This is a genomic window from Pseudomonas sp. LAIL14HWK12:I10 (genome assembly GCF_900184205.1).
Lineage (GTDB): Bacteria > Pseudomonadota > Gammaproteobacteria > Pseudomonadales > Pseudomonadaceae > Aquipseudomonas > Aquipseudomonas kermanshahensis.
The window spans coordinates 66,572-88,435 of record NZ_FXWU01000001.1; the positions used below are offsets into that span (position 1 = coordinate 66,572).

Here is a 21,864-nt window from a genome sequence, read left to right on the forward strand (position 1 = left end):
AAAGATTCAGGCTATGCAGGGATTTAGATGACGCGCACAGGCCACAGATCACAGTCTTCGTTGACTGATTGCCTACGCTAGCGGGGAAAACTTAACTGAAACTTAATTCGGAGGCTCTAGAACAGGCGTTCCAGATAGGTAAGGCGGGATTTGAATAATAGCAAAAAAACATCAATTGCCTAGTACCATTACTGTAATTATTCACTTGGATTAGTGGTACTAGGGTTACCTGTAGGCGCAGCCTTGTGCTGCGAAGAGGCCGGTAGCCGCACCAAACATCGATTGCAGGCTACCGGCCTCTTCGCAGCGCAAGGCTGCTCCTACAACGGCCCGATCGAGCTGCTCGATTACAACGGCGTTTTTCGCCACACCAGCCAAGGCTCGACCACCTCGTCCAATTGCGCTTGCGGCACGGCCCCGAAATAACGGCCATCGAACGACAAGCGGCTGTAATCGGAGAGCATCAGCACCTCGTCGCTGCCCAAGCGAAAGTGCGCCAACGGTGGCTGCGGCATGGGGCGGCCACTGGGGTCTTGCTGCAACGGCTGGCTACGCACCTGCAACTGCCCGTTGACGCTGACCCCCTCGGCAGTGATCTGCACGTCGTCACCCGATACCGCGACCAGCCGCTTGAGCAGGTGCATGTATCCCCCAGGGCAGGTTCCCCCAGCCAGGTAGCCGCGCGCGTGCGCTAGCTGAAACACAGCCTCCTGCGGCGGGCAAAACATCACCAGGTCGCCTTTTTCCGGTGCCTTGTCGACCACCCAGTAAATGCCCGGCGGAAAACTGCTGGTGACGTTGAGCCGCGCGCCGCCCCACAGCACCAGCGGCACTGCGCAAAACGCCAGAATGGCCACGACAGCGGCCACGCTCAACGGCCGTTTCATGCCGGCAACTCGATGGTGCGGTCGCTTTCACGCGGTGCCGGCACCTTGGCGCGGGCCAGGAATACCGGGTCCTGGAAATACAGCGGTTGCTTGCCATAAAACGCCGGGTAGCCTGCGCAATACACCACCATGTCGCCGGCTTCCTGGATATTGCCCTGGCCATCCTTGCGCGGGCCTGGCATGCGCAGGGCCTCGTCGGTGGTCAACAGCGGTCGCTGCACTTCCTGAAGGGTGCGCGACACCTGGCCCAGCAATGCGCTGGAACGTCGCCCGCTGGTGGTCACCTGCTCTTTGACGATGGTGGTCTGCCCGGTGAGCTTGGACAGGTGTTCCGCCGTTTCCACCCGGTTTGGCGGGTAGGCGTTCTGGATGTGGCAGTTGGAGGTGATGCTCTCGTTCTGCCCGTAGAACTCCTGCAACTGCGACAAATCTTGGATGATCAGGTAGCACTTGATGCCATAACCGGCCACGAAGGCCAGCGACTCCTGCATGATGTCGAGCTTGCCCAGGCTCGGGAACTCGTCGAGCATCATCAGCAGCCGGTGCTTGTAGTGCGCCTTGGGCCGGCCGTCCTCGAAGTCCATCTTGTCGGCCAGCAAGCGCACGATCATGTTCACCAGGATGCGCACCAAGGGGCGCAAGCGCGCCTTGTCGTTGGGCTGGGTGATGATGAACAGGCTGACCGGGTCGTCGTGGTTCATCAGGTCGCGGATCTTGAACTCCGAGCGGCTCACGTTACGCGCCACGATCGGGTCGCGGAACAGCGACAGGTACGATTTGGCGGTCGACAGCACCGAGCCGGCCTCTTCGGCAGGCCGGTCGAGCATGTCACGTGCAGCCGACCCCACCAGCGGGTGGTTTTCGCCATCGAGGTGGCCGTAGTGGGTCATTTCCGCCCACAGCTCGCTGATTGGCCGCGACGGGTCGGCGAGCATGGCGTCCAGCGCCGGCAGGCTGGCGACACCGCCCTCGTCCTGTGAGCGGTAGCACAGGTGCAGGATGCAACCCACCAGCATCGCCTGCGAGGTCTTCTGCCAGTGGTCGTTGAGGCCCTTGCCGTCCGGGTCGACGATCAGCGTGGCCAGGTTCTGCACATCGCCCACTTCAAACTCGGTGCCCAAGCGGATTTCTTCCAGCGGGTTCCAGCCCACGCAGCCATTGGCGGTGGCCGGCTCGAAACGCAATACCCGGTTGCCCGCATGCTGCTGGCGCCAGCCAGCGGTGAGCGCCCAGAGTTCGCCCTTGAGGTCGGTGATCACCGCGCTGTGCTTCCACGACAGCAACGTCGGGATCACCAGGCCAACGCCCTTACCGCTGCGCGTCGGGGCGAAGGTGAGGATGTGCTCCGGGCCGTTGTGGCGCAGGTAATGCAGCTTGTTGCGCTTGTCCAGCCAGGCGCCTACGTACACGCCATCATCAGCCAACAGGCCGGCGCTCTCGATATCCTTGCGCTCGCCCCAACGCGCAGAGCCATGAAGGAACTGATTGGCCTTGGAGCTGTTGCTGCTGATCATGCGGATCACGACCATCGCCATCATGCCGACGCCGCTGACCAGAACCCCCAGGGACCCGGCGCGCAGCAGGGTGTCCTGGTACTGATCGGACCAGTTGGCGGCCCACACCAGAATCATCCATGGGGCGTAGACGCCGTTCAGGTTGGCCCCCAACGCCGCATGGTTATTGAACAGGTAGGCGAAGTACTGGGTGGCAGTAGCCAGGCCGGCCAGCAGACAGAAAATGGCCAGGATGGCCTGCCCCGTGTTGCCGCCACTGCGCTGGCCGCCGCGGATCTGCGGGCCCACAGCGTTGTTATGTTTCATGGGTTCGCTCCGTGAACGAAAGGATGGGATAGGGAAGGTGCTGGTTCATGGCGAGGTTGTGCGCGAACGCCCGATGTCCTGGGCCTGGGTACGCCGCTGCGCCTCAGAAAGCGTGCGCTCGGCCTGACGTTGCAAGCTCCATTGCTCGACCAGCTCTGGCTGCTCGGCACGCAGTTGGCGCACCGCCAACTCCTCGATGCGTGGGGTGTACAGGCCCATGCCGTGGTGCAGCTCCTGCACCCGCTCCAGGCGGCCTTGCAGTTGCTGCAGCCGCGCCTGGCAACGCTGGTTGCCCTGCTCCCAGGCGGCGCGAGTGGAAGGCAGGGCCAGCCAGCCCGGGCGTGAGGCCTGGTTCTGCTGCAATTGCGCCTGCTGGCGGTCCAGCATGGCTTCCAGGCGCTGCTCGAGGGCCTCGGCCTGCTCGGCCTTCTGCTCGACGCACTCGCCAAGGGCCTGGTTGTAGCGCGCTTGCACCGGGCTGGCGTCCAGCAGCGCGGTCTGCTCGGCGGCCAGCGCCTGAGCCTGCGCCTCCAATGCCTGCCCGGCATCGTCGAGCGGCGGCTTGGGCGGTTTAGGCTCGTTCATGGGCATCTGCTTCATATCAGGAAGAGGTATCCGGCCTTGGCCATCGGGATGCGAATCAGCCACAGCGCCAGCAGGTGCAGCGGGTAATAGGCGTAGAACAGCCAGCGCCAGCGTGGCAGGTCAGGCCTGACCCAGCGGGCGGCCAGCAGCACCGGCAACGCGGCCAGCGCCCAGGCATTGCCGTTGATCGGCGTTAACGCCGCAAGCGCAAGCACGGCCCCCACGGCAGCCAGCAGGTTCGGGCGCCGCACGTACCAACCCACACACAGCCCCAGCAGCACGGCCGGCCACCAGAATTCGACCCAGGCACCGCCCACGACCACCACCAGTAACGCCAGCCCCCAGAACAGCGGCCGCCCTTGCGCAGCACGGTCGCAGGCCTCGGTCGCCAGGGTAATCACCAGCAACGTGAAGAGGATGTTCAGCGGGTAGCCGCCGTACAGCAGCCCCCCGAGGGCAATGAACGGCGGCGTCGCCAACACCCCGAACAGAAACAGGCGCAGCGCAGTGCGCCGGTAAGCTCCATTTTCCACTGTTCCCGGCCGCGCCAGGTTGTACGCCAGCACGACCACGAACAGCGGCATCGCCAAGCGCCCTGCCTCGAACAAGTAAGGCAGGGTCTCGTTGAACAGGTACTTGTTCACGTGGTCGCCGGTCATCAGCAACAGCGCCAGCCACTTCAGCGCTTCTACCGTACCGTCGGCGAGTTGCAGGCGCGGCATCGAAATCACCGACGCATGGCCTGGGAAAGCCCGGTATCGAGCTCCAGCTTCGGCGCCACATCACGGGCTAGGTCGCCGATGCCTTTCTCGTGGACAATCGCCGTGCTCTTGCCTACCTGGAAGTTGCGGCTCGGGTCGACGTCACGGCGGTCATGAATGACGAACTGGTCGGTCTGGCCGACCTTCTGCAGGATGTGATGGTCGTCCATGTCGACGACCATCCCGCTGACCGCCTTGCGCCCGCTCTCTGAAGCTTCGCCGATACTGGCCGAGGGGTTGAGGTCGCGCGCTTTGTCTTCCATGGCCTTGAACGAGTCGCTGCGCTGCTGGGCCTGCGGGTCTTGCTGCTGGCCCTGCTTGGCGCCCTCAGGGACTGGCACCGCTTGCAGGTTCAGGCTCTCGATATAACCAGCGCTGGGCCGTGAAGCCGTAAGCTCGCCAGACAGCGTAGCCACTTGCTGCTGTGAAGTGGCGGCCCTTTCCGACATGAGCTCGGCATACAGCCCTTTGCCCTCTTCTATCGCCTGCTCGCGCGTGTCAATGCCCAGGAAGCGTTTCGAAGCGGACAAGGCATCTTGCCCCAGCGATTTAAGACGATCACCGATCCCCTCAACGGCTCTGGAAACGCTGTTGCGGCTAAGCCGATCATCGTTCTCGAAGATTACCCCGCGGCCATTGGTCTCGTGATCGAAGGGCCGGGCCTGGCGGTCAAAGACGTTGATCATGCCGCGTTCCATCGGGAAGGGCATATTGTCCACTGTCTGGAACGAGCCATCCGCGTTGCGGCTGAACGCGTTCTCACCCTTCAACAGGCGCGAGTCGATGAGCGCTTGCTCAACTTTCTCCGGGCTTTTGATCAACGTGTTGTACTGCTCGATGCGCTGAACATCCTCCTGCTGCATCGGCTTCATTTCTATACCGGCCGACTGCAGGCGATCGTGCATCACCGCCAATGGCCCGGCTGCCAGCACATCGTCCTTGTAACCACCGCCGACCTGCGAATGCGCGCCGGCAAACTTCAACTCCTCGATGCGCGAGTTGTCGTCGTTACGCAGGGCACTGGTCAGGGGGAACGTGTCGCGGTACTCGTTCATCGCCACCAGGTGGGTGGTCGAATCGATGTTCTTGCTGATCTCCAGGTTCTTGCCCAGATGGGTATCGGTATTCGACAAACCGTCAGTGGCGACCGTGTCGAAGATACCCAGCTTGTTGACGTGCGCCTGGCCTGGGGGAATCAAGTATTCCCCGGTCGCTTTGCCCTGGTCATCGAGTTTGGGGACGCCACGTTCGATGAACTCGTTGGCCAAGGCGCGGGACTGCGATGCACCGCGGCTGAAGCCGACAATGTTGACGTCGATCTGCTGGTCCGGGTACTTGTTGTGAAAGGCCACGATGGAGTCGTAGGCCTGGTCGATACGCTCCTGGGCACCCCGGCCGGTTGCGCCTTCGAGCAGCGAACGCCCGCTGGTACTGGATTGGCTGCCAACACCATCGAAGTAGATCTTCTCCGATTGGCCGGAGCGCTCCTTGGCGTCGTACTGCTGCGGTTCATGCCCCGAGTTGCGCGCCAGGTTGGTACCTTTGGCGGTGTCCAGGTCATACAGGCGGGCAACGTTGGTCTGCGTGCCTTCAGGTGTATTCAGGTCTTTATTGTTACCGGTGCCGTCGAAGTACACCGTAAAACGCATTGCATCGCTCATTTCATATCCCTATGGATCATCCCGCCGCCAGGACAGGACGAACGCTCCAAGACATTCTCGAACCCGTATCAGGCACCCGGTTTGTTTAGGGTCACGATCAGATCGTGGACACCATCACCGGCGCTTCGGGTGTAGCGTTCAAAGAATGCTTCGCCCAAGTTCAAGAGTGGGGACCCTCGCAGCGACTGCCCTGCAGCACGGATCGCCAAAGCACCAAAGCTTTCGCCCATGGCGGCAACACTCTTGGTGCGGTCAGCGGGATTGTCGTAAGGCTTCTGGTACCAGGTCGAAATCTGATACTCGACGTTCTGCGCCTCCAGTGCCTCATTGAGGTGTTTGGCCAGCGCGAAGAGCGATTCCTTGATCAGGGTGGGGTCTATTCCCTCAGCCTTCATAACCGCTTCTACGGGTAGGGCAGCAGCGCCAATCAAGTCCTCATGGGTATAACCCTTCATCGGCGGGAACACGCCTTCGGGGAGTTTCATGCCCGGGATGTAGGGCTGGTACTGGCCTTGATTGTCTTGCATGGAAAGCTCCTTGGCTTGAAGTTCAGAAGAGGTGGCAGGCAGGAGCATGCACGCTCCCAGCACGAGGGGTACGAGCGCGCCAAGGCGCAGCCGCGGCCAGAGGCGGCTGGGGCGGCGCGATGCCTTGTCGGTAACGGCAGTGCCCATACCGAGAGTGGGTAGGTTCAATCTTTCTCTCCTTGCATCCGCCTCGCGGCGGGTCCCTGTATCGTTTCGAGATGCGGCTAATGTGACCAGCGAATCCATCATTTGCTCCCCATCACCAACCCCCGGGGCACATAGGCTGACGTGCCCACGGGTTGCGGCATGACCGGCTGCTGCACGACAGCCGCCTTCACCGCCTGCGCGGTGTCGACCACTGCCACGGACGCCTCGGCCGGCGCGCCGGAGAATACCGCGCTCTGCGCTACCTGCTGCGTGGCAAAGCGGGCATCCAGCCAATCGGCCCAGTAGACGGCGCGGCGCATGATCTGTTGGCGGTAGCGCGCATTGATGGCGGGGGTGCGCGAGTGGTAATTCGCTACTCGCGTCCACAAGTCGCCGCGGTCATTGCGCACGTGGCCACGGATGCGCCAGGCGGCCAGCTCGTAGGAGTAGCAGCCGCCTTGCTCGACATCCTCAGGGGTGATGCCGTAGCGCGAGAGCTCGCGCAGGTAGGCGGTGTTGAACTGCATGGGGCCGACGTCGTAGGTGCCATTGTGGTTGCGCACCCACTGGCCAGGCTTGCCACCTTCCTGGCCGGACACAGCCAGGACGATGTTCACCGGCAGCTCGTATTTGACCGCCGCCATGATCGAGCAGGCGATGGGTTCGCTCAGGGCCGGGGGCGGAACGTCAGCGACAAATGGCATCGTGGCGCGCCTCAGATGACCTTGCCGAACTTGTTGTTGATCGACTTGGTTTTTTGCGGGTCGGCGGCCTCGCATTTGTCGAGGAAGGACTGGCGAGCGTCCGAGGTCTGGCTCAGCTTGATCTTGCCCTTCTTCTTTTTGACGATGCTGAAGTAGTCATTGACCGGGCCACTGCAGTTATCGACCACACCCGCCCCCTTGAGCTTGCCCCACATGCACAGGACAGTGGCGCACGGGTCTTTGGCCTGGGCGGGTAGGGCGACGGCGAAACTGACGGCCAGCACGACGGCTGGGAGAACTTTTGCGGTAGTCATATGCACTCCTTGTTCAACTTCTTTCCTGTTTGCTGTCGCGGAAATCCGCCACTTCGGAAGCTGGATCGAAATTACGGCTGGTCGAGCTCGTATTCAGGTTCGAGCTTGCGCGGCTGGAGCCTGGGTTCGAAATCTCAGCAGCGAGCCGCCCGGCTGCTGTCTGATCGATACGCGCCTGGGCCATGCGCCCGACGCCAGCAGCCAGGTTCGCGCCCATGTCCAAGGCAATACGGCCCGCATTGCCTAGCTTGCTGGCAGAGGCTGAGCCCCCACCTGAACCCGTGGTCGTTTTGGCACCACTTTGTTCACCGGATTGGCTACCGGAGCCGGAATCAGCGACGCGCGCGCTGGCTTCACCGCCACCCGACGATTGCCCGCCCCCACTTTCCGCTCCACTGCTGCCAGATGGGTCCATTGAGCCAGAGGAACCTCCTCCGGACTCACCGCCGGACCCGCTCTCAGATTCCGACGATTGCGCTGCTCCACCGCCAGAGGATTGGCCGCCAGCAGAGGACATCGCTGCCATCGCCGAGCTTGCTACGCCACCGTCCATACCCCCGGACGCAGCGCTGGCAAGGCCCATTGCGGAGCTCAATGGGCTTGCACTGCTACCGCTGCCACCGTTGCTGCTGCCACTGCTTCCACCGCCACCAAACATCCCGGACATGCGTGAAACAATGTCAGAGCCCGACGCCACGTTCGACTGGGCGCTCTTGAAGGCTGAATACATGGATTGTGCACCGCCTGCAGCGTTGGCCATCCCGGATGCAATCGCCGATGCGCCACCGCTCATTATCGATGCACCTGCCGAAGCAGCCATTGCAGCAGCACCCGCCAGTGTTGCAATACCCATCGTGTTGCCAATACCGCCGCCGCCTACGCTCGATCCGTTGATGATGCCTGCCAAGACGGGCGGGATCTTGGCGACGAGCGCCATCAGGACTACGCAACACACAAGCAATGCCGCCATCGCTTTGAGGTTGGTGCCATTGATGTCAGCCGACAGCGCTGCGTAGTACTGGTCAAGGAACGTCTTGCCAACGGACAGCAGCAGCAACATCGCAAGAATCTGGACAGCCATCCCCAGCACAGTCTTGAAATAGTTGATCGCCATATCCGATGTCCAACGGGCACCGCCGAACCCCAGGAAGAATATGCCTGCGTAGGCCAGTACCCAGGCCGAGACCGTCAACAGCAACATATTGATGGCTATCACGACCAAGACCATCAAAATCGCCAAGCCCATGACTACGCCCGCGATACTGAAGGCAATCTTGCTGGGCCACATCGACATGTTGTCGACGATCTTGCCGAAGATATCGAAGCCCAGCTGGACGATTTCCGATGGGCTCAGCCCGAACTTGTCGTTATAGACCGGTAGCCCGCCTGCCTGTGAGCCCAGCTTGGAGAGCGACTTGACCAACGAGTCGGCGAAATTCGGGCCGTTGGTGAGGAGCCAAAAGTAAAAACCGACAAACATGATGAAGCGCAGCATCTCGGCGAAGAACTCACCAATGTCAGCTTTACGCAATGCCATCAGGCCAAACGTCCAGACCATGCTGATGACAGCCAGAGTCCAGAATAAGCGCGTTGCGGCCTGCAGGATAATGGTTCGCCATCCTTTGGCCGCATCGCTGAAGCGCTGAAGAATGGTATCGAAGAAGCCAATGTCAGGGGCCGAGTCCGCCGCATTGGCGTGTACAGCCAGAAGCAGTAATGCAGCCCCCAACACCAGGGAGGCCACGGACATAGATCCATTCTTGAGTTTCATAGCTTCCATTCAATCCGATCAGAAGGTCTGGGGCACACGATGCTTGTAACCACCACGGGTCATGCAACGCTCCACCAACGAGTCCCGGGTCTTGCCAGCCGCAAGTGTCTTCCAGTACTGCGGCGTGCACGTTTCCGAGCTCGCTTCTATCAGCTGCTCCTCTTTTTCCAGGCATCCCGCCAGCAGTGCTGCACCCAGCAGCACTAGCCAGCGGAACCGGATCGCGAACACGTGACGTATCACCGCGTCATGCACCCTTCTACCAAGGTGTCGCGTTTGGCATCCTCAGGCAGCGTACGGACATGGTCGGGGGCGCAGTTCTTGTCATTGACCTCGTAGTCGGCGTTATTGCCGCAGGCGCTCAGCGCAAATACGGCCATCAGCGTGGCTACAGACTGTACGATCATCTTCATAGTGTTTATTCCTTACCAAGTTTGTGGGCTGGTTTTCTTGAAACTACCGCTGGTCATGTTGCGCTCCGCTGCGGTGTCTCGCGCTTGCTGGTCCTGCTCTGCGGCCGCTTTCGCAGCCATTGCATTTTGCTGGGCGAGCATCAGGCCACGAATCTGCAGCAGCTGATTCGCCTGTTGGCTGGCAATCTGGCTCGCATACTGAATCGCCTTGACCTGGCCATCTGCAGTGCTGGCTGCGCCCTGAAGCTGTTCAAGCCGTCGTGCGTCAGACTTAAGGTTTTCCTGTTGCTGGGCAATGCCCTTGAACATCGCAGCGTTGGCCTCTTTTTGCGCCTCAGAATGCGTGTCTTCAACGCGCTCGATGGCCGCTTTTTCGCTCTCTGAACACCCGCCCAACTGGAAGCAGGAAGAGCTGCGATAGTAATTAACGTCCTGGAACTTACTCAGGTAGGAATCCAGGCTTCCCGCTTGAGCTGTGTAGTAGTTGAGCATGTCCTGAGCTTGCATCAACTTGTTTATCGTCGAGTTCGCCTGATCCCAGATGTAGGCGGCGGGTGCCGTCGTGTTCTTGATCATGTTCTCGTACTGTTCCAGCTGGGTCGTGTACTGATCGATCTGCGTTTTGTATTCCTGAAGCTGCTTGGCGGTCTGGGCAATGTTCTCGGCTACGCCCAGCTGGCTGATCGCAGCGTGTACTCCATCAACCACAGGAATACCGGCGTGAGCCTGCAGGGTGAAGCCAATGCCGGCCAATAGCGCAATGGCGGGTTTCAACAAAGGCATGTGCGTCATACTGCTCTCCTTGGCATGTGCTTAGTAATCGAAGGACTGGTAGGGCTTCGAGAACGTCAGGTCCTTGGTCACCATCACGTTGAAGCGATAGCCCGGACGGATTTCGAGGGTCGGCGCGATGTTCAGGTTTTTGGTGATCATCTGCGCGGTCACCTGCCCCAACTGCTGGCCAAGCGCCTCGCTCATGGCACTGCTGGCCGACTCACGGTCGCTTTCATTGCTGTTGCCGCGGTCTTGGCTGAGGCTGACACCGGCCACGATGCCAGACATCAACAACGCCGAGCCAAAGACTCTTACATAGTGGTTGTTGACCTTATCGTTGAAGCCCGAATAACCGGCGCTGTCGCTGCCAGGCATCGAACCGATATCCATCGCTTTGCCGTCAGGGAAGATGATGCGCTGCCATGCCACCAGCACCCGCGACTGGCCGTAGTCCACGCTGCTGGAGTAGGAGCCGACCAGGCGCGAGCCCTGAGGCAGCAGCACATGCTTACCTGTAGAGGTGTCGTACACAGCCTGCGATATTTGAGCGATGATCTGCCCAGGCAAGTCGGAATTGATGCCCGAAATCATCGTGGCAGGGATTACATAGCCGGCGCGCAGTTCATAAGGGCTACGCGGTGCCTGAACGGCCGCCTCCATACGCCAACGGTCGCTGTCGCCAGCGCTGTCGAACTGGTTATAGTCCTTCCCGCCGTTAGCAGATGCTGTCAACAGAAACGGTGAATCACCCTGCTCTGCGTGCGCCACGCCACCCCCGCCTGAGCCAATGGCACGCAGTTCGGCCATGCGCGCTTTGTACGCAGCGGTCGGGTCATTGCGTGATTCCTCCTGCAGACGCTGTCGGGCAGCGGCGATGCGGGCCAGGGCATCCTGCTGGCTGACCGGGTCGCCTGCGGCACCTGCGCTCGAGCCAGCGCTACGCGGCGCATCGACCCGTACGGTACTGTGTGCGCGAACGGCTTCCTGGAACTGCTGCGCCTTCATCCGACGAATGCGCTCCACCTCTTCAGCGTCGACGTTCGGTGGCAGCTCACGCGGCGGGAGTGGCGGCGCATCGAGGTTGCTGGGGCGCACCACTTGCAAGCCGGACGGTTGCGGCACTGGCGTATCATCCAATGTGGGCAAAACCGGCGGCTCCGCTTTGCTGGGGATGATGCCATCCTGGTCCATGCCGTTGATCTGCTGGGCAAACACGCTGCTGTTGCCGGCCTTCTCGGTTTTTGTATCCTCCGGCTGATCCTGCTGGTCCGCTCGGTCCGCGGCCACGAGTAACATGATCAGCAGGAACACCATGGCGGCGCCGCCGATGAGGTACATCGGCCAGTTGTTGACCCGGCGCACACCGCTCTTGCGGTTCAGCTTGCCGGGCGATGCATCGGGAGACATGACATCGTTGCTGCTACTCATCGTTCGTCACTCCTTGCGCACCCAGGCTCCAGCAGGCAGCACGCGGCCGCTTTGCACCGCATAGACGCGGCTCAAGGACTCACGCCCGACCAACAAGGTGACGCGCAACAGCTCGCTATCCTTGGGCATGTCGAGGACGTAATTGACCGCAAGCGGCACTGCCGTGCCAGTCGGCGCTGGCGCCGGTTGAGCTTCGGGGTTGAATTCCTGCACCGAGAAGCCCGATGCACGCAATGCAGTCACCAAGGATGCGCCGTAGCTGTCGGAGGTTTTCTGGTTGACCCGTAGCCGCGTACTGGCCGGCGGGTGCACTACCGCCAACTGGCGAGCGGTGGCACTGGCCAACTGTTGGTTGATCGCTGGCGTGGCGCGTTCGGCAAAGTTGCCATAGGGGCCATTGGCACACGCCGCAAGCCAAAGGCAGGCAAAAGGTGCGATCCATGCTCGCATCGTTATTTACCCCTCTGAATGGTGACGCGGTCTTGCGACTTGCCGACGCCGGCAATCAGGATGGCCTTGTCGAAAACGGTGTCGACGATGTAACGGTCGCCCTGAACGCGGTAGTTGACCATCACGGTCTCGTCATCCGTGAACCAGCCGCCTTCCTTGCGCACTACTACCAAGGCCGGTGCTTCGGTCTGAGCCATGGTGCGTGGCATCTGGATGATCGTCTTGCTGCCGTCGTTGTAAACACGCACCGGTTTCCAGGAGGTTTCACCACTGACGCTGTAGTCGAAGTTCAAGTTGCCCAGGTATTCGCCGGTCTCCGGGATGGTCGCCTTGCGGCGCTCGGTGGTTTCGCGGTTCTTGATCAGGTTCCACTTCGCCAGCGCTTCTTCCGGGTAGGTGAAGGCGACTTGCGGCATGTACTCGGTACGGTGCGAACGCAGCTTGAAGTGGTAGGTGCGACGGTTGGTGGTGACCACCAACGAGGTTTCCAGGCCGACATCCATCGGCTTGATGATCAGGTGCTGAACTTCGCTCTCACCCACGCCGGTAATCGCAGGCTCGACCGTCCAGCGCGCGGTGTCGCCGAGGTTGATCGAGTTGACCTGTTCACCCGCCTGCAAGGCGATGTCGCAGACCTGCAGCACGGCGCAGACGATGCTCGGTTGCTGAGCGCCGAAAATGAAGCGGGCGGTGCCGTCGCCACCGTCTACCGGTTTGATGCCAGTGGCACTGGCTTTCTGCCAACGCTGGGAAATCGCCAGCGCAGCCTTTTCCTGAGGAGTCAGGGTTGGGTTGGCATCGGAGAAATACAGATCGGCGGCATTGGTGCCCGGCGCAGCCTGCGCAAGCGCGGGCAAGAGCGCCGCAAGCATGGCGCAAAGGTAACGGTTCATGGTCGATCCTTCAAAGTTGCTTGGACCAGGAGAAGTCACGCACGTAGGTCCCGATCGGGTTCATCCGTACTTGCTCCTCGCTGGTCTGGGTAGTGGGTTCGGCGGTGTAGGTGGTGACCAGGGCGCGCCAGGTGGCCTTGCCCTTGAGCATGCCCTGGCGGTCACGGGTGACTTCTTCCCAATCCACCTGCCAGGTCTCCGGGGTCTGCTGCATGACCGAACGGATATCGACACTGACGGTTTCTTCGGCGGCGCGTACGAACGGGCTCGATTCCTTGCTGCCGTTGAGCCACTCGTTCATCTTCTGGGTCGCGGGGTCGTTCGGCCCGAGCAAGGCATACAAACGGAAGATGGACTTACGCAGCAACGCGACATCTGGCGTTACCGTGCGCGCATCGGCAATAAAAGACGCGACCTGCGACTTCATCACCCGTAGGTCCACCGGCGCTGCCGCCTGTGCAGGCGATACCGCCATGGGCTGGCCAAGCTTGTCGACTTCCACCACATAGGGTACGAACTTCGACTGGCTGCCGATGTGGATGATGCCGCCGACTCCGGCGAGCGCGACCATCATCGAGAGGATGCCGACTACCTGCCAGGACTGGCGCGAGGTCACCAGGCTGCCGACATGGTCGTTCCAGGTACGGCGAGCCGTGAGGTACGGGTTGTCGAGGACGGCGCCCTGAGGTGCCTCCGTCTTTTCGGTGGCATTGGCGGGACGTTTGAAAACCAGTCCCTTGATGCTGTCAGCAAGGCTCATGCAGCGACTCCATAATCATTCAGTCTCAGGCCCCTTGAAGCCAGCCACTCAGCCACCCAGGCATTGCCAAACTTGGCTTCCAGGCGCTTGATGGCCGCCACGGACTCTTTGTCGGAAGCACCGACGAAGGCCAACGCCAGGGGCCCAAGGGCAAGGTCGTAAAGGCGTCGGCCGTTTTCCGACACGTAGTAGTACTGGCGCTTGGGCACAGCCGTGGCGAGGATCTCGATCTGCCGGGCGTTCAAGCCCATGCGGCGATAAAGGGCAGCGGTGTCCTCGTCGCGGGCATAGACGTTGGGCAGGAAGATCTTGGTGGCGGTGGACTCGACGATGACGTCGAGAATCCCCGAGTTGGCCGCGTCGGACAGGCTCTGCGTGGCCATCAGCACCAGGCAGTTGGCCTTACGCAGTACTTTCAGCCATTCGCGGATCTTCTCGCGGAAGGCTGGGTGGCCGAGCATCAGCCACGCTTCGTCGAGGATGATCACCGCCGGCTGGCCTTTGAGCGCGCACTCGATGCGGCGGAACAGGTACAGCAGCACCGGCAGGGCGTACTTGTCGCCCAGGTTCATCAGCTCTTCGATCTCGAACACGGTGAAATCGGACAGCGACAGGCCGTCTTCCTCGGCATCGAGCAGGTGGCCCATGGTGCCGTCCACGGTGTACTGGCGCAGGGTTTCGCGGACCGATTCGTCCTGCACGATGATGCAGAACTCGGACAACGTGCGAGAGCCGTCGCGGTACATGGTCATCACCGCATGGCCAATCTCGTTGCGCTGGGCCGCAGTGGTTTCCAGGCCATTGAGCGCCAGCACGGTGTCCAGCCACTCCATCGCCCAGGCGCGATCGCCTTTGGTCTCGAGGAACTGCAACGGGCAGAAGGCAAGGCGCTCGTCGTCAGCCGCTACCGTAAAGTGGCGCCCGGAGCGGCCATTGCTCTCGGCGCGAATACCAGCCGCCAGCGGGTACATCGACATGCCCTTGTCGAACGCGAAAATCGACATGCCCTTGTAACGACGCAACTGGGCTGCGATCAGCGCCAGGTGCGTCGACTTGCCCGCACCGGTTGGCCCGAACATGAAGGTATGGCCCAGGTCACGCACGTGCAGGTTGAGGCGGAATGGCGTCGCGCCACTGGTCACGCAGTGCATCAACGCTGGCGACAGCGGTGGGTAGAGCGGGCAGGGCGCCTCGGCGCTGCCGGTCCAGATGCTGCTGGTGGGCAGCAGGTCGGCCAGGTTCAAGGTGTTGATCAACGGGCGACGCACGTTCTCTACGCCGTGGCCGGGCAGGCTACCCAAGTAGGCGTCGAGGGTGTTGATAGTCTCGATACGTGCGGCAAAGCCCAGTCGCTCGATGGCCTTTTCGACACTGCGCGCAGACTCTTCAAGGCTTGCGCGGTCTTCGCCCATGAGGACCACCACGCTGGTGTAGTAACCCTGTGCGACCAGGCCGCTGTTCACCTCGGCGATCGCATCGGCGGCGTCCTGCACCATCGACAGCGCATCCTGGTCGATGTTGCTGTTGTTGGTGTTGAACACCTGGTCAAAGAAGCCGCGGACTTTCTGCTTCCACTTCTTGCGGTACTTTTCCAGGTGCTGCACCGCTTCATGGGTGTCCATGAAGATGAAACGGCTGGACCAACGGTACTCGCACGGCAGCTCGGCCAGCGCGGCGAGGATGCCTGGCGCCGACTCCAGCGGGAAACCTTCGATGGCGACCACCTGGACGAAGTTGCGACCGATCTTCGGGACCACGCCACCCCACAGTTCCTTGCCACCGATGACGGCATCCAGGTACATCGGGTTGCTCGGCAGCAACACCGGCTGGCTTACGCCGGTGACGCAGAACTGCACCCAGCTGAGCAAATCATCATGGGTTATCCGCGCACCTTCCTCGGTGATTTGCTGGTTACCCTTGAGGCGCGTCATTTTGAGCACGGAGGACAAGCTGCCCTCGACGCTGACGCAGTCGCGCTTGAATTGCTCAACCAGGTTACGGGTACGAACTTTGGCATCCGGCGGCGCAGTGTCGTCGTCGAACATCAGCTCGACGAACTTCTGCTGAGCCAGCATCGGCGGGAAGAAGGTGAGGGAGAGCACGAAGTACCCTTCGTACATGGTCCCCAGCGACTCGAAGTACGCGCGGCGCTCTTCGTCCATGGCCTCGGTGAGGCTGTCGGCGAAATGGGATACGCCTTTGGCCGAGTAGTTCGACGCAGGGCGGCGCACCGCATCAACGTGAATCATCCAGCCATTGCCCAGGCCTGCCAGGGCTTGGTTGATCCTCAGTGAGACCAACTCTCGCTGCGCTTCGGTGCTACTGGCGTTGTCGTCCCCACGGTAGAGCCAGGCGGCCATGAACGCGCCGTTCTTACCCACGATCACGCCATCATCGACCATCGCCGCATGATTCAACAGATCAGCCAGCCCTGCCTCAGTCGAGCGGTGCTTTTTCAGCTTGAGTTCCGCATCCACCTGCAGCAGCCGCTGGATCAATATGAATACCAGCAGAGCACCGAGGGCTGCGATGGCATACGCAATACCTTCGATCATTTGTATTGACTTCCCTGACTTGGAGGATTGTCCCTGAACGGTGTGCTACGCGCCGGGTAATAGGCCTTGTAGCGCCGGTGACGCAGGTAGACGTGGCGCATCTTTGGATCGGACTTTGCCATTACGCGGAATACGAACAGCGAACCGAACCAAAGCACCAGGCCCACTACGGTTGCCCGCAGCTCCTGGGCGCTGAATATCAGCGCGAAGGCGAGCAACCCGGAGAACATCACCAGCTCGCGATCCCCGCCCATGAACAGGTTGTCCCGGTTGCCAGCCCGACGGATGGGAATCGTGCGCAGGGCCATGGTTCAGACCTGACTCAGTGTCGCGCTCTGCTGCGGCAGCAGTTGCGCCAACTCGGCGCTAGTGCCGAAGAAGCCAGTCATGATGTTGTTTGCACCAACGATCAGCGCCATGACCAACACCAGGAAGATCAGGGTGCGGAAGAAACCGTTCAGGTCGCCACCAAAGATCAGCACGCCACCCGCCACAACGATGCCGATGATCGACAACGCGAAGGCAACAGGGCCGGTAACCGACGTGCGCAGGGAGGTAAGCCAGCTTTCATACGGCAACTTGCCACCCGTGCTGGAAGCAGCAAAGGCATTCTCCGGCGCAACCATCACTGCCAGCAGCAGGAAGCTAAAGGCCAGGTAGCCAAACGTTTGGGCATTGAAACGGAACAGCGAAGTGTTGGCGTGCATGTGCAGTGTTTTCCTTAAAGATTGCGCATGATGTAGCGGCCGTTGTCGTACCCGGAAACCTCGAGGATTTCCTGAATGCGGCGGCCTTCTGGGGTTCTGGCGATGGAGATGACGACGTGAACCGCTTCGCCAATTAGCGGTTCGATTTCGGCCGGGGCCGATTTATTGCGGGAAACCAGGGATTTGAGGCGGGTCAGCCCCTCGCTGGCGCTGTTGGCGTGCAACGTCGCCGCGCCGCCAGGGTGGCCGGTGTTCCAGGCATCGATCAGGTCGAGCGCTTCTTCACCGCGCACCTCGCCCACCAGGATGCGATCCGGGCGCATGCGCAGGGAGGTCTTGAGCAAGTGGGTCATGCTCACATCGACGGTGGTGTGGTACTGCACGAAGTTCTTGGCCGCGCACTGGATCTCGCCGGTGTCTTCGATGATGAAGACCCGCTCGCTAGGGAACTCCACGACCATTTCGTTGATGACGGCGTTGACCAGGGTGGTCTTGCCGGTACCGGTACCGCCGATGACCAGGATGTTGCGGTGATCGCGGATGGCGCGCTTGATGGCGTCGCACTGGATCGGGGTCATGATCCCCGATTCGACATATTGGTCCAGGGTGTAGATGGCCACCGCCTTCTTGCGGATGGCAAAGGTGGCCGCACGCACCACGGGCGGCAGCTGGCCGGCGAAGCGCGAACCGTCCAGCGGCCACTCGCCCTCAAGCAACGGCTTGCTGCGGGTCACTTCCTTGCCGTGGAAGCCGGCCACAGTCTTGATGATGGACTCGGCCTGGGCCGGGCGCAGGTCGCCGATGTGCCTCATCGGCTTGCCCAACTGCTCCAGCCAGAGTTTGCCGTCGCCATTGCACATCAGCTCAACGGTCTGCGGATCGTTGAGTGCATCGATGATGAGGGGGCCGGCGTCGCGCTCCAGTTTCTTTTTGGCGCGCTCTTTCAGGCTGGCAGTTTCTGCGATTTCCACACTTGATCGTCCATGAAAATAGATACCACCCCAAGGTCTTGGGGAGGGCACTCCAAATGTTTTCTCGTGCAGTTCTTTGAACTAATGGCGAAGCGGAATGTCACCGCCCGCGAACTACCCTGCAATTGCAGAATTTGTTCGTGTTATGCGAGCCACTTCACAAGGGCGCGCAGGTTACCCGGCAACAATTACTAACGAAAGAGTCGATCTCTTACAGCTTTGTAAGCTTTCTCTTACACGCCTGGGACTAACGTCCCATTGACTAGTGAGACAGGAATGGCTGCAGGCACCGTAAAATCTGGGCTTAACAGAACATCTATATTAATTTGATATTTAAGTGCCACTATGTTTGCCAGTATTAAATGGCTTGAAAAATTTGACAGAGTTCACACTTGCACGCGACGTATTCTTACGTAAACGCCAGCAGGGAAAGTTAATCCAGTATGAATATAGGCTGGGCAGGCACGGCAACTTCACCGCCTCAGCTGAAGTGCCACCGAGTAATGGCAATTAGATGCCACTTTGATATCTAGGGTGCCACTTCGGCGTTATTGGGGGGGCAGTCAGAACAGTGCCAACTGGCCACCAGGCGGGCAGAACTTCGAGCAATCGAGCGCCTGTGCTTCGCGCCCCTCGAATGCCAGTTTGCGCATGGCTTTGGCGAACCGCTGAGCCAGCAGCTCGGCGAAAATGCCCTCGCCACGCATGCGTGCACCAAAGCGGCTGTCATACAGTTCACCGCCGCGGCTCTGGCGAATCAGGCTCAACACATGGGCCGCACGCTGGGGGTAGTGGTCCTGCAACCACTGCTCGAACAGCGGCGCCACTTCCAGCGGCAAGCGCAACATCATGTAGGCAGCGCTTTGCGCACCGGCCTCCTTGGCGGCCTCCAGCAAGCGCTCCAGTTCACTGTCGTTGATCATCGGTATCATCGGCGAACACAAGACCCCCACCGGCACACCCGCCTCGCGCAGCACCCGAATCGCCCGCAACCTCGCCTTGGGCGATGCCGCACGTGGCTCAAGCACCCGCTTGAGGTCGTCGTCCAGCGTCGTCAGGCTGATCATCACCCGCACCAGCCGCTGGCTGGCCATCTCGGACAACAGGTCGAGGTCACGCAGCACCAGCGACCCCTTGGTGACGATGGTCACCGGGTGGCGGAAGCGCAGCAGCACTTCAAGCAAGCGCCGGGTCAGCAGGTGGTCACGCTCGATGGGCTGGTAAGGGTCGGTGTTCGACCCCAGGTTAATCGGCGCGCAGACATAGCCCGGTTTGCTCAATTGCTGTTCGAGCACATCGGCAGCATTGGTCTTGGCGATCAGCTTGGTCTCGAAATCCAGGCCTGGGGACAGGTCCCAATACGCGTGCGAGGGGCGGGCATAGCAGTAGATACAACCATGCTCGCAACCTCGATAGGGGTTGATGGACCGGTCGAAGGGCAGATCGGGCGAGGTGTTGCGGCTGATGACGGTCTTGGCGGTTTCGACCCGCACCTCGGTGCCTTGGGTCAGCGGTACTTCCTGGTACCAGCCGTCATCCTCCGCAACCGAATGGTTCGGGGCAAAGCGGTTGTGTGGGTTATGCGCCGTGCCACGGCCTTTTTGCGGTGCTGGAGGAATCATCATCCACCCCTATACTGTATCTATATACAGTATAGGTGGCATGCGGTTTATTCCAGCGCCTCTGGTCAGGTCAGGCCGTACCAACGTGCATAGGCGGCATGGCTGGGCAGGCGCCCGAGGAAGGCTTCGATGCCATCACGCAGCGGCTGCGAGGCACCGGGTTCAAACAGGGTCTCTTGCAGCGCACGCCCCGTTTCGCGGTCGAGCAAGCCGTGTACTTCGAAACGCGTGAACAGGTCGAAGGCATGCACATCTGCCCATAGGTAGGCGTAAAAGCCGGCATCGTAGCCAGTGACCAAGTGATCGAAGGCATGCGCGGGGTGCTCGAAATCCGCCAAAGGCCAGTAGCCGCAAAGCGCGCGGGCTTGCTGCAAGCGCTGCTCAAGCGTTCTGCCGTCATGGGGCGCGCCATGCAGGTCGAGGTCGAACAGCGCCAGGCTCAGGTCGCGGCCGATTTCCTCGATGCCTTCCTGCTTGAACTGGCTCAGGTATGCCTCAGCCTGGGCCTCGCTTAGCGCACTGCCATCTCCACGCGGCGCCGCGATACCCGCCAGGTAACGCGCATCCCACACCCAGCGCTCCAGCAGCTTGCCGAACAGCTCCACGCCGTCACTGCCCAACTCGGTCACATTGGACATGACCTGGTTGGTGGTGCGCACCAGTAAGTGGTGCAGGGCGTGGCCGAACTCGTGGTACAGCTTGCGCAGCGACAGGTGATCGAGCAACGGCTCGGCGCCCGCCAGTGCGGCGGGGATATCGCTGTTTACCACCACCACTGCGGGCTGGTAGATGCCCTCGGCGTCGATGCGGCGGTTACGCACATAGGTGGTGAACACGGCGTCGGGCTGTTTGCCGGCGTGTTGCACCGCGTCCAGGTACAGCAGGCCTATATAGGCGTGGTCCTGCCAGACCTCGAAGCTTTGCACGCTATCGTCCCAGGCAGCCAGCTGCCTGGGACGCAGGTCGAGCGCAAACAGTTGCCGGGCCAGGCCAGTCAAGGCCGTGACCACTGCACTCAACGGGAAGTAATCACGAAAGGCCTCATTGGCGCTGGCGTCGCCCGCTGTGGCCTGTAGATAGCTGATGTCCCAAGGCTGAACAGGCCCCAGGTTTTGCGCCGTCGCCTGCTGTTGAAGCTTCGTGCGCCATTGCCCCATTGCCGGCTTCACTGCCGCTGCCAGGCCCTGGAGAAAATCGCCTACCTCGCTGAGCGACCCGGCGCTCTTGCTGCGCAGGCTCAGTTCGACGTGGTTGGCAGCACCCAACAGGCGGGCTTTTTCGTCCAGGCATTCGGCCAGTTGCTGCAGATGGGTGCCGTTATCCTGCGCCAGATCGGTGCTGACGCCACGGGTATGAAACGCGCGGTAGAGCCGCTCACGCAAGGGGCGGTGGGCCGCCTGGCGCAGCACGGCCTCGGTGGATGCGCTTTCGCAGGCGACCAGCCAGCCTTGCTCGCCGGCCTCCTCGGCGCGCACCGCCAGCTCTTCACGTAGCCTAGGTGGCAGGCCACGCAGTTCGTCTTCATCATCAACCAGCAGCCCTGGCCGGTCGAGGGTGCCTAAGAACGCTTGGCGCAGGTTGCCGATCTGCGTCTGTAACTCGACCAGGCGCGCCTTGTCGGCTGCGCCGAGCGCAACGCCACTGCTGGCGAACTTGTCCAGGTGCCAACTCAGGGTGGCGCGCTGCTGCGCAGCCAGGTTCACGCCATGGGCACTGCTGGCCAAGCGTGCGTAGAGTGCCTGCAGGCTGGCGTTGGTGAATTTTTGATCGAAGCGTGCGACCGTTCGGGCGTAGAAGTCGATAACCGCCTCGCCCCAGCTCGGCGCCTTACCCATCAGTGGCATCACGGCATAGAGCACTGCCAGCAATTGCGCATCCAGCTCATCGACTGCCAACACCAGGTCATCCCAAGTGGGCAGCGCCTGTTGCCGTTCGATGATGCGAGCGATGCCTTGTTCGTGCGCGTTCAGCACATGATCGAATGCCGCCTGCATGTTCTGCAGGGTGATCGCGGAATAATCGACGGGGGTCTTGCTGCCTTGCAGGAGGGGATTGTCCATGACGCATCGCCTTGCTCAGTGGGGGAGCGGGCGAGCATGCCTACCTGGCAGGGC

At 61.2% G+C, this 21,864-nt stretch carries 22 protein-coding genes; all 22 read right to left on the reverse strand.

Features of this window, described 5'->3' with window-relative positions; genetic code table 11:
- Positions 1-347 precede the first annotated feature (347 nt).
- Positions 348-887, reverse strand: coding sequence for a conjugative transfer signal peptidase TraF (traF, locus tag QOS90_RS00320; RefSeq protein ID WP_027592000.1), 540 nt, complete (start codon positions 885-887; stop codon positions 348-350).
- Positions 884-2,707, reverse strand: coding sequence for a type IV secretory system conjugative DNA transfer family protein (locus QOS90_RS00325; protein ID WP_027592001.1), 1,824 nt, complete (start codon positions 2,705-2,707; stop codon positions 884-886). Before QOS90_RS00325 ends, traF begins: the two co-directional genes overlap by 4 nt.
- A 45-nt stretch (positions 2,708-2,752) precedes the next feature.
- Positions 2,753-3,292 carry an IncP plasmid survival protein KfrC family protein gene (locus QOS90_RS00330; RefSeq protein WP_143491050.1) on the reverse strand — a complete coding sequence of 180 codons (540 nt, stop codon included), beginning with the start codon at positions 3,290-3,292 and terminating at the stop codon, positions 2,753-2,755.
- A gap of 11 nt (positions 3,293-3,303) precedes the next feature.
- Complete coding sequence (locus QOS90_RS00335; protein WP_027592002.1) at positions 3,304-4,014, reverse strand: TraX family protein; 711 nt, start codon at positions 4,012-4,014, stop codon at positions 3,304-3,306.
- Positions 4,015-4,019: 5 nt separating this feature from the next.
- Entirely contained in the window at positions 4,020-5,714 is a 1,695-nt protein-coding gene (locus QOS90_RS00340) for a phospholipase effector Tle1 domain-containing protein (RefSeq protein ID WP_081717433.1), read from the reverse strand.
- A 68-nt stretch (positions 5,715-5,782) separates the two neighbouring features.
- Positions 5,783-6,241, reverse strand: coding sequence for a hypothetical protein (locus QOS90_RS00345; RefSeq protein WP_085272372.1), 459 nt, complete (start codon positions 6,239-6,241; stop codon positions 5,783-5,785).
- A 245-nt stretch (positions 6,242-6,486) separates the two neighbouring features.
- Positions 6,487-7,092: a lysozyme family protein gene (locus QOS90_RS00350; RefSeq protein ID WP_027592004.1), complete on the reverse strand. Its 606-nt coding sequence runs from the start codon at positions 7,090-7,092 to the stop codon at positions 6,487-6,489.
- An 11-nt stretch (positions 7,093-7,103) separates the two neighbouring features.
- A complete protein-coding gene (locus QOS90_RS00355; protein ID WP_027592005.1) occupies positions 7,104-7,406 on the reverse strand; it encodes a TrbM/KikA/MpfK family conjugal transfer protein in 303 nt (100 codons plus the stop codon).
- 13 nt (positions 7,407-7,419) lie between these two features.
- Positions 7,420-9,156, reverse strand: coding sequence for a P-type conjugative transfer protein TrbL (gene trbL, locus QOS90_RS00360; protein WP_050580707.1), 1,737 nt, complete (start codon positions 9,154-9,156; stop codon positions 7,420-7,422).
- Between the two features lie 39 nt (positions 9,157-9,195).
- The gene (trbK, locus tag QOS90_RS00365; protein WP_157765530.1) at positions 9,196-9,408 is read right to left on the reverse strand and encodes an entry exclusion lipoprotein TrbK; all 213 of its coding nucleotides are present in this window, start codon (positions 9,406-9,408) and stop codon (positions 9,196-9,198) included.
- 8 nt (positions 9,409-9,416) lie between these two features.
- Positions 9,417-9,590: an entry exclusion lipoprotein TrbK gene (gene trbK / locus QOS90_RS00370; RefSeq protein WP_081717434.1), complete on the reverse strand. Its 174-nt coding sequence runs from the start codon at positions 9,588-9,590 to the stop codon at positions 9,417-9,419.
- A 12-nt stretch (positions 9,591-9,602) separates the two neighbouring features.
- The gene (gene trbJ, locus QOS90_RS00375) at positions 9,603-10,382 is read right to left on the reverse strand and encodes a P-type conjugative transfer protein TrbJ (RefSeq protein WP_081717435.1); all 780 of its coding nucleotides are present in this window, start codon (positions 10,380-10,382) and stop codon (positions 9,603-9,605) included.
- Between the two features lie 21 nt (positions 10,383-10,403).
- Positions 10,404-11,792 (reverse strand): TrbI/VirB10 family protein, encoded by a 1,389-nt coding sequence (locus QOS90_RS00380; protein ID WP_085272115.1) that lies wholly within the window; start codon positions 11,790-11,792, stop codon positions 10,404-10,406.
- A 6-nt stretch (positions 11,793-11,798) separates the two neighbouring features.
- A complete protein-coding gene (locus QOS90_RS00385; RefSeq protein ID WP_027592010.1) occupies positions 11,799-12,242 on the reverse strand; it encodes a conjugal transfer lipoprotein TrbH in 444 nt (147 codons plus the stop codon).
- A 2-nt stretch (positions 12,243-12,244) separates the two neighbouring features.
- A complete protein-coding gene (gene trbG / locus QOS90_RS00390; protein ID WP_027592011.1) occupies positions 12,245-13,135 on the reverse strand; it encodes a P-type conjugative transfer protein TrbG in 891 nt (296 codons plus the stop codon).
- Positions 13,136-13,145: 10 nt separating this feature from the next.
- The gene (locus QOS90_RS00395; protein WP_027592012.1) at positions 13,146-13,895 is read right to left on the reverse strand and encodes a conjugal transfer protein TrbF; all 750 of its coding nucleotides are present in this window, start codon (positions 13,893-13,895) and stop codon (positions 13,146-13,148) included.
- The gene (locus tag QOS90_RS00400) at positions 13,892-16,450 is read right to left on the reverse strand and encodes a VirB4 family type IV secretion/conjugal transfer ATPase (protein WP_027592013.1); all 2,559 of its coding nucleotides are present in this window, start codon (positions 16,448-16,450) and stop codon (positions 13,892-13,894) included. The genes QOS90_RS00395 and QOS90_RS00400 overlap by 4 nt, the downstream gene beginning before the upstream one ends.
- Entirely contained in the window at positions 16,447-16,758 is a 312-nt protein-coding gene (locus QOS90_RS00405) for a conjugal transfer protein TrbD (RefSeq protein ID WP_027592014.1), read from the reverse strand. Before QOS90_RS00405 ends, QOS90_RS00400 begins: the two co-directional genes overlap by 4 nt.
- A gap of 3 nt (positions 16,759-16,761) precedes the next feature.
- A complete protein-coding gene (gene trbC / locus QOS90_RS00410; RefSeq protein WP_081717436.1) occupies positions 16,762-17,157 on the reverse strand; it encodes a conjugal transfer system pilin TrbC in 396 nt (131 codons plus the stop codon).
- Between the two features lie 14 nt (positions 17,158-17,171).
- Entirely contained in the window at positions 17,172-18,128 is a 957-nt protein-coding gene (trbB, locus tag QOS90_RS00415; protein ID WP_027592016.1) for a P-type conjugative transfer ATPase TrbB, read from the reverse strand.
- Between the two features lie 563 nt (positions 18,129-18,691).
- Complete coding sequence (locus QOS90_RS00420; RefSeq protein WP_027592017.1) at positions 18,692-19,750, reverse strand: PA0069 family radical SAM protein; 1,059 nt, start codon at positions 19,748-19,750, stop codon at positions 18,692-18,694.
- 65 nt (positions 19,751-19,815) lie between these two features.
- A complete protein-coding gene (locus tag QOS90_RS00425; protein WP_027592018.1) occupies positions 19,816-21,810 on the reverse strand; it encodes a M3 family metallopeptidase in 1,995 nt (664 codons plus the stop codon).
- Between the last annotated feature and the right edge of the window lie 54 nt (positions 21,811-21,864).

Bases quoted from the DNA above. Each gene is read 5' to 3' on its own strand.
- QOS90_RS00355 (WP_027592005.1), bottom strand. From the start codon at position 7,406: ATGACTACCGCAAAAGTTCTCCCAGCCGTCGTGCTGGCCGTCAGTTTC.
- trbK (WP_081717434.1), bottom strand. From the start codon at position 9,590: ATGAAGATGATCGTACAGTCTGTAGCCACGCTGATGGCCGTATTTGCG.
- trbC (WP_081717436.1), bottom strand. From the start codon at position 17,157: ATGCACGCCAACACTTCGCTGTTCCGTTTCAATGCCCAAACGTTTGGC.
- QOS90_RS00350 (WP_027592004.1), bottom strand. From the start codon at position 7,092: ATGCCATTTGTCGCTGACGTTCCGCCCCCGGCCCTGAGCGAACCCATC.
- QOS90_RS00380 (WP_085272115.1), bottom strand. From the start codon at position 11,792: ATGAGTAGCAGCAACGATGTCATGTCTCCCGATGCATCGCCCGGCAAG.
- QOS90_RS00425 (WP_027592018.1), bottom strand. From the start codon at position 21,810: ATGGACAATCCCCTCCTGCAAGGCAGCAAGACCCCCGTCGATTATTCC.
- QOS90_RS00385 (WP_027592010.1), bottom strand. From the start codon at position 12,242: ATGCGAGCATGGATCGCACCTTTTGCCTGCCTTTGGCTTGCGGCGTGT.
- QOS90_RS00400 (WP_027592013.1), bottom strand. From the start codon at position 16,450: ATGATCGAAGGTATTGCGTATGCCATCGCAGCCCTCGGTGCTCTGCTG.
- QOS90_RS00420 (WP_027592017.1), bottom strand. From the start codon at position 19,750: ATGATTCCTCCAGCACCGCAAAAAGGCCGTGGCACGGCGCATAACCCA.
- QOS90_RS00325 (WP_027592001.1), bottom strand. From the start codon at position 2,707: ATGAAACATAACAACGCTGTGGGCCCGCAGATCCGCGGCGGCCAGCGC.
- QOS90_RS00330 (WP_143491050.1), bottom strand. From the start codon at position 3,292: ATGAACGAGCCTAAACCGCCCAAGCCGCCGCTCGACGATGCCGGGCAG.
- trbG (WP_027592011.1), bottom strand. From the start codon at position 13,135: ATGAACCGTTACCTTTGCGCCATGCTTGCGGCGCTCTTGCCCGCGCTT.
- trbL (WP_050580707.1), bottom strand. From the start codon at position 9,156: ATGTCCGTGGCCTCCCTGGTGTTGGGGGCTGCATTACTGCTTCTGGCT.
- QOS90_RS00335 (WP_027592002.1), bottom strand. From the start codon at position 4,014: ATGCCGCGCCTGCAACTCGCCGACGGTACGGTAGAAGCGCTGAAGTGG.
- traF (WP_027592000.1), bottom strand. From the start codon at position 887: ATGAAACGGCCGTTGAGCGTGGCCGCTGTCGTGGCCATTCTGGCGTTT.
- QOS90_RS00340 (WP_081717433.1), bottom strand. From the start codon at position 5,714: ATGAGCGATGCAATGCGTTTTACGGTGTACTTCGACGGCACCGGTAAC.
- QOS90_RS00405 (WP_027592014.1), bottom strand. From the start codon at position 16,758: ATGGCCCTGCGCACGATTCCCATCCGTCGGGCTGGCAACCGGGACAAC.
- trbJ (WP_081717435.1), bottom strand. From the start codon at position 10,382: ATGACGCACATGCCTTTGTTGAAACCCGCCATTGCGCTATTGGCCGGC.
- QOS90_RS00395 (WP_027592012.1), bottom strand. From the start codon at position 13,895: ATGAGCCTTGCTGACAGCATCAAGGGACTGGTTTTCAAACGTCCCGCC.
- QOS90_RS00345 (WP_085272372.1), bottom strand. From the start codon at position 6,241: ATGCAAGACAATCAAGGCCAGTACCAGCCCTACATCCCGGGCATGAAA.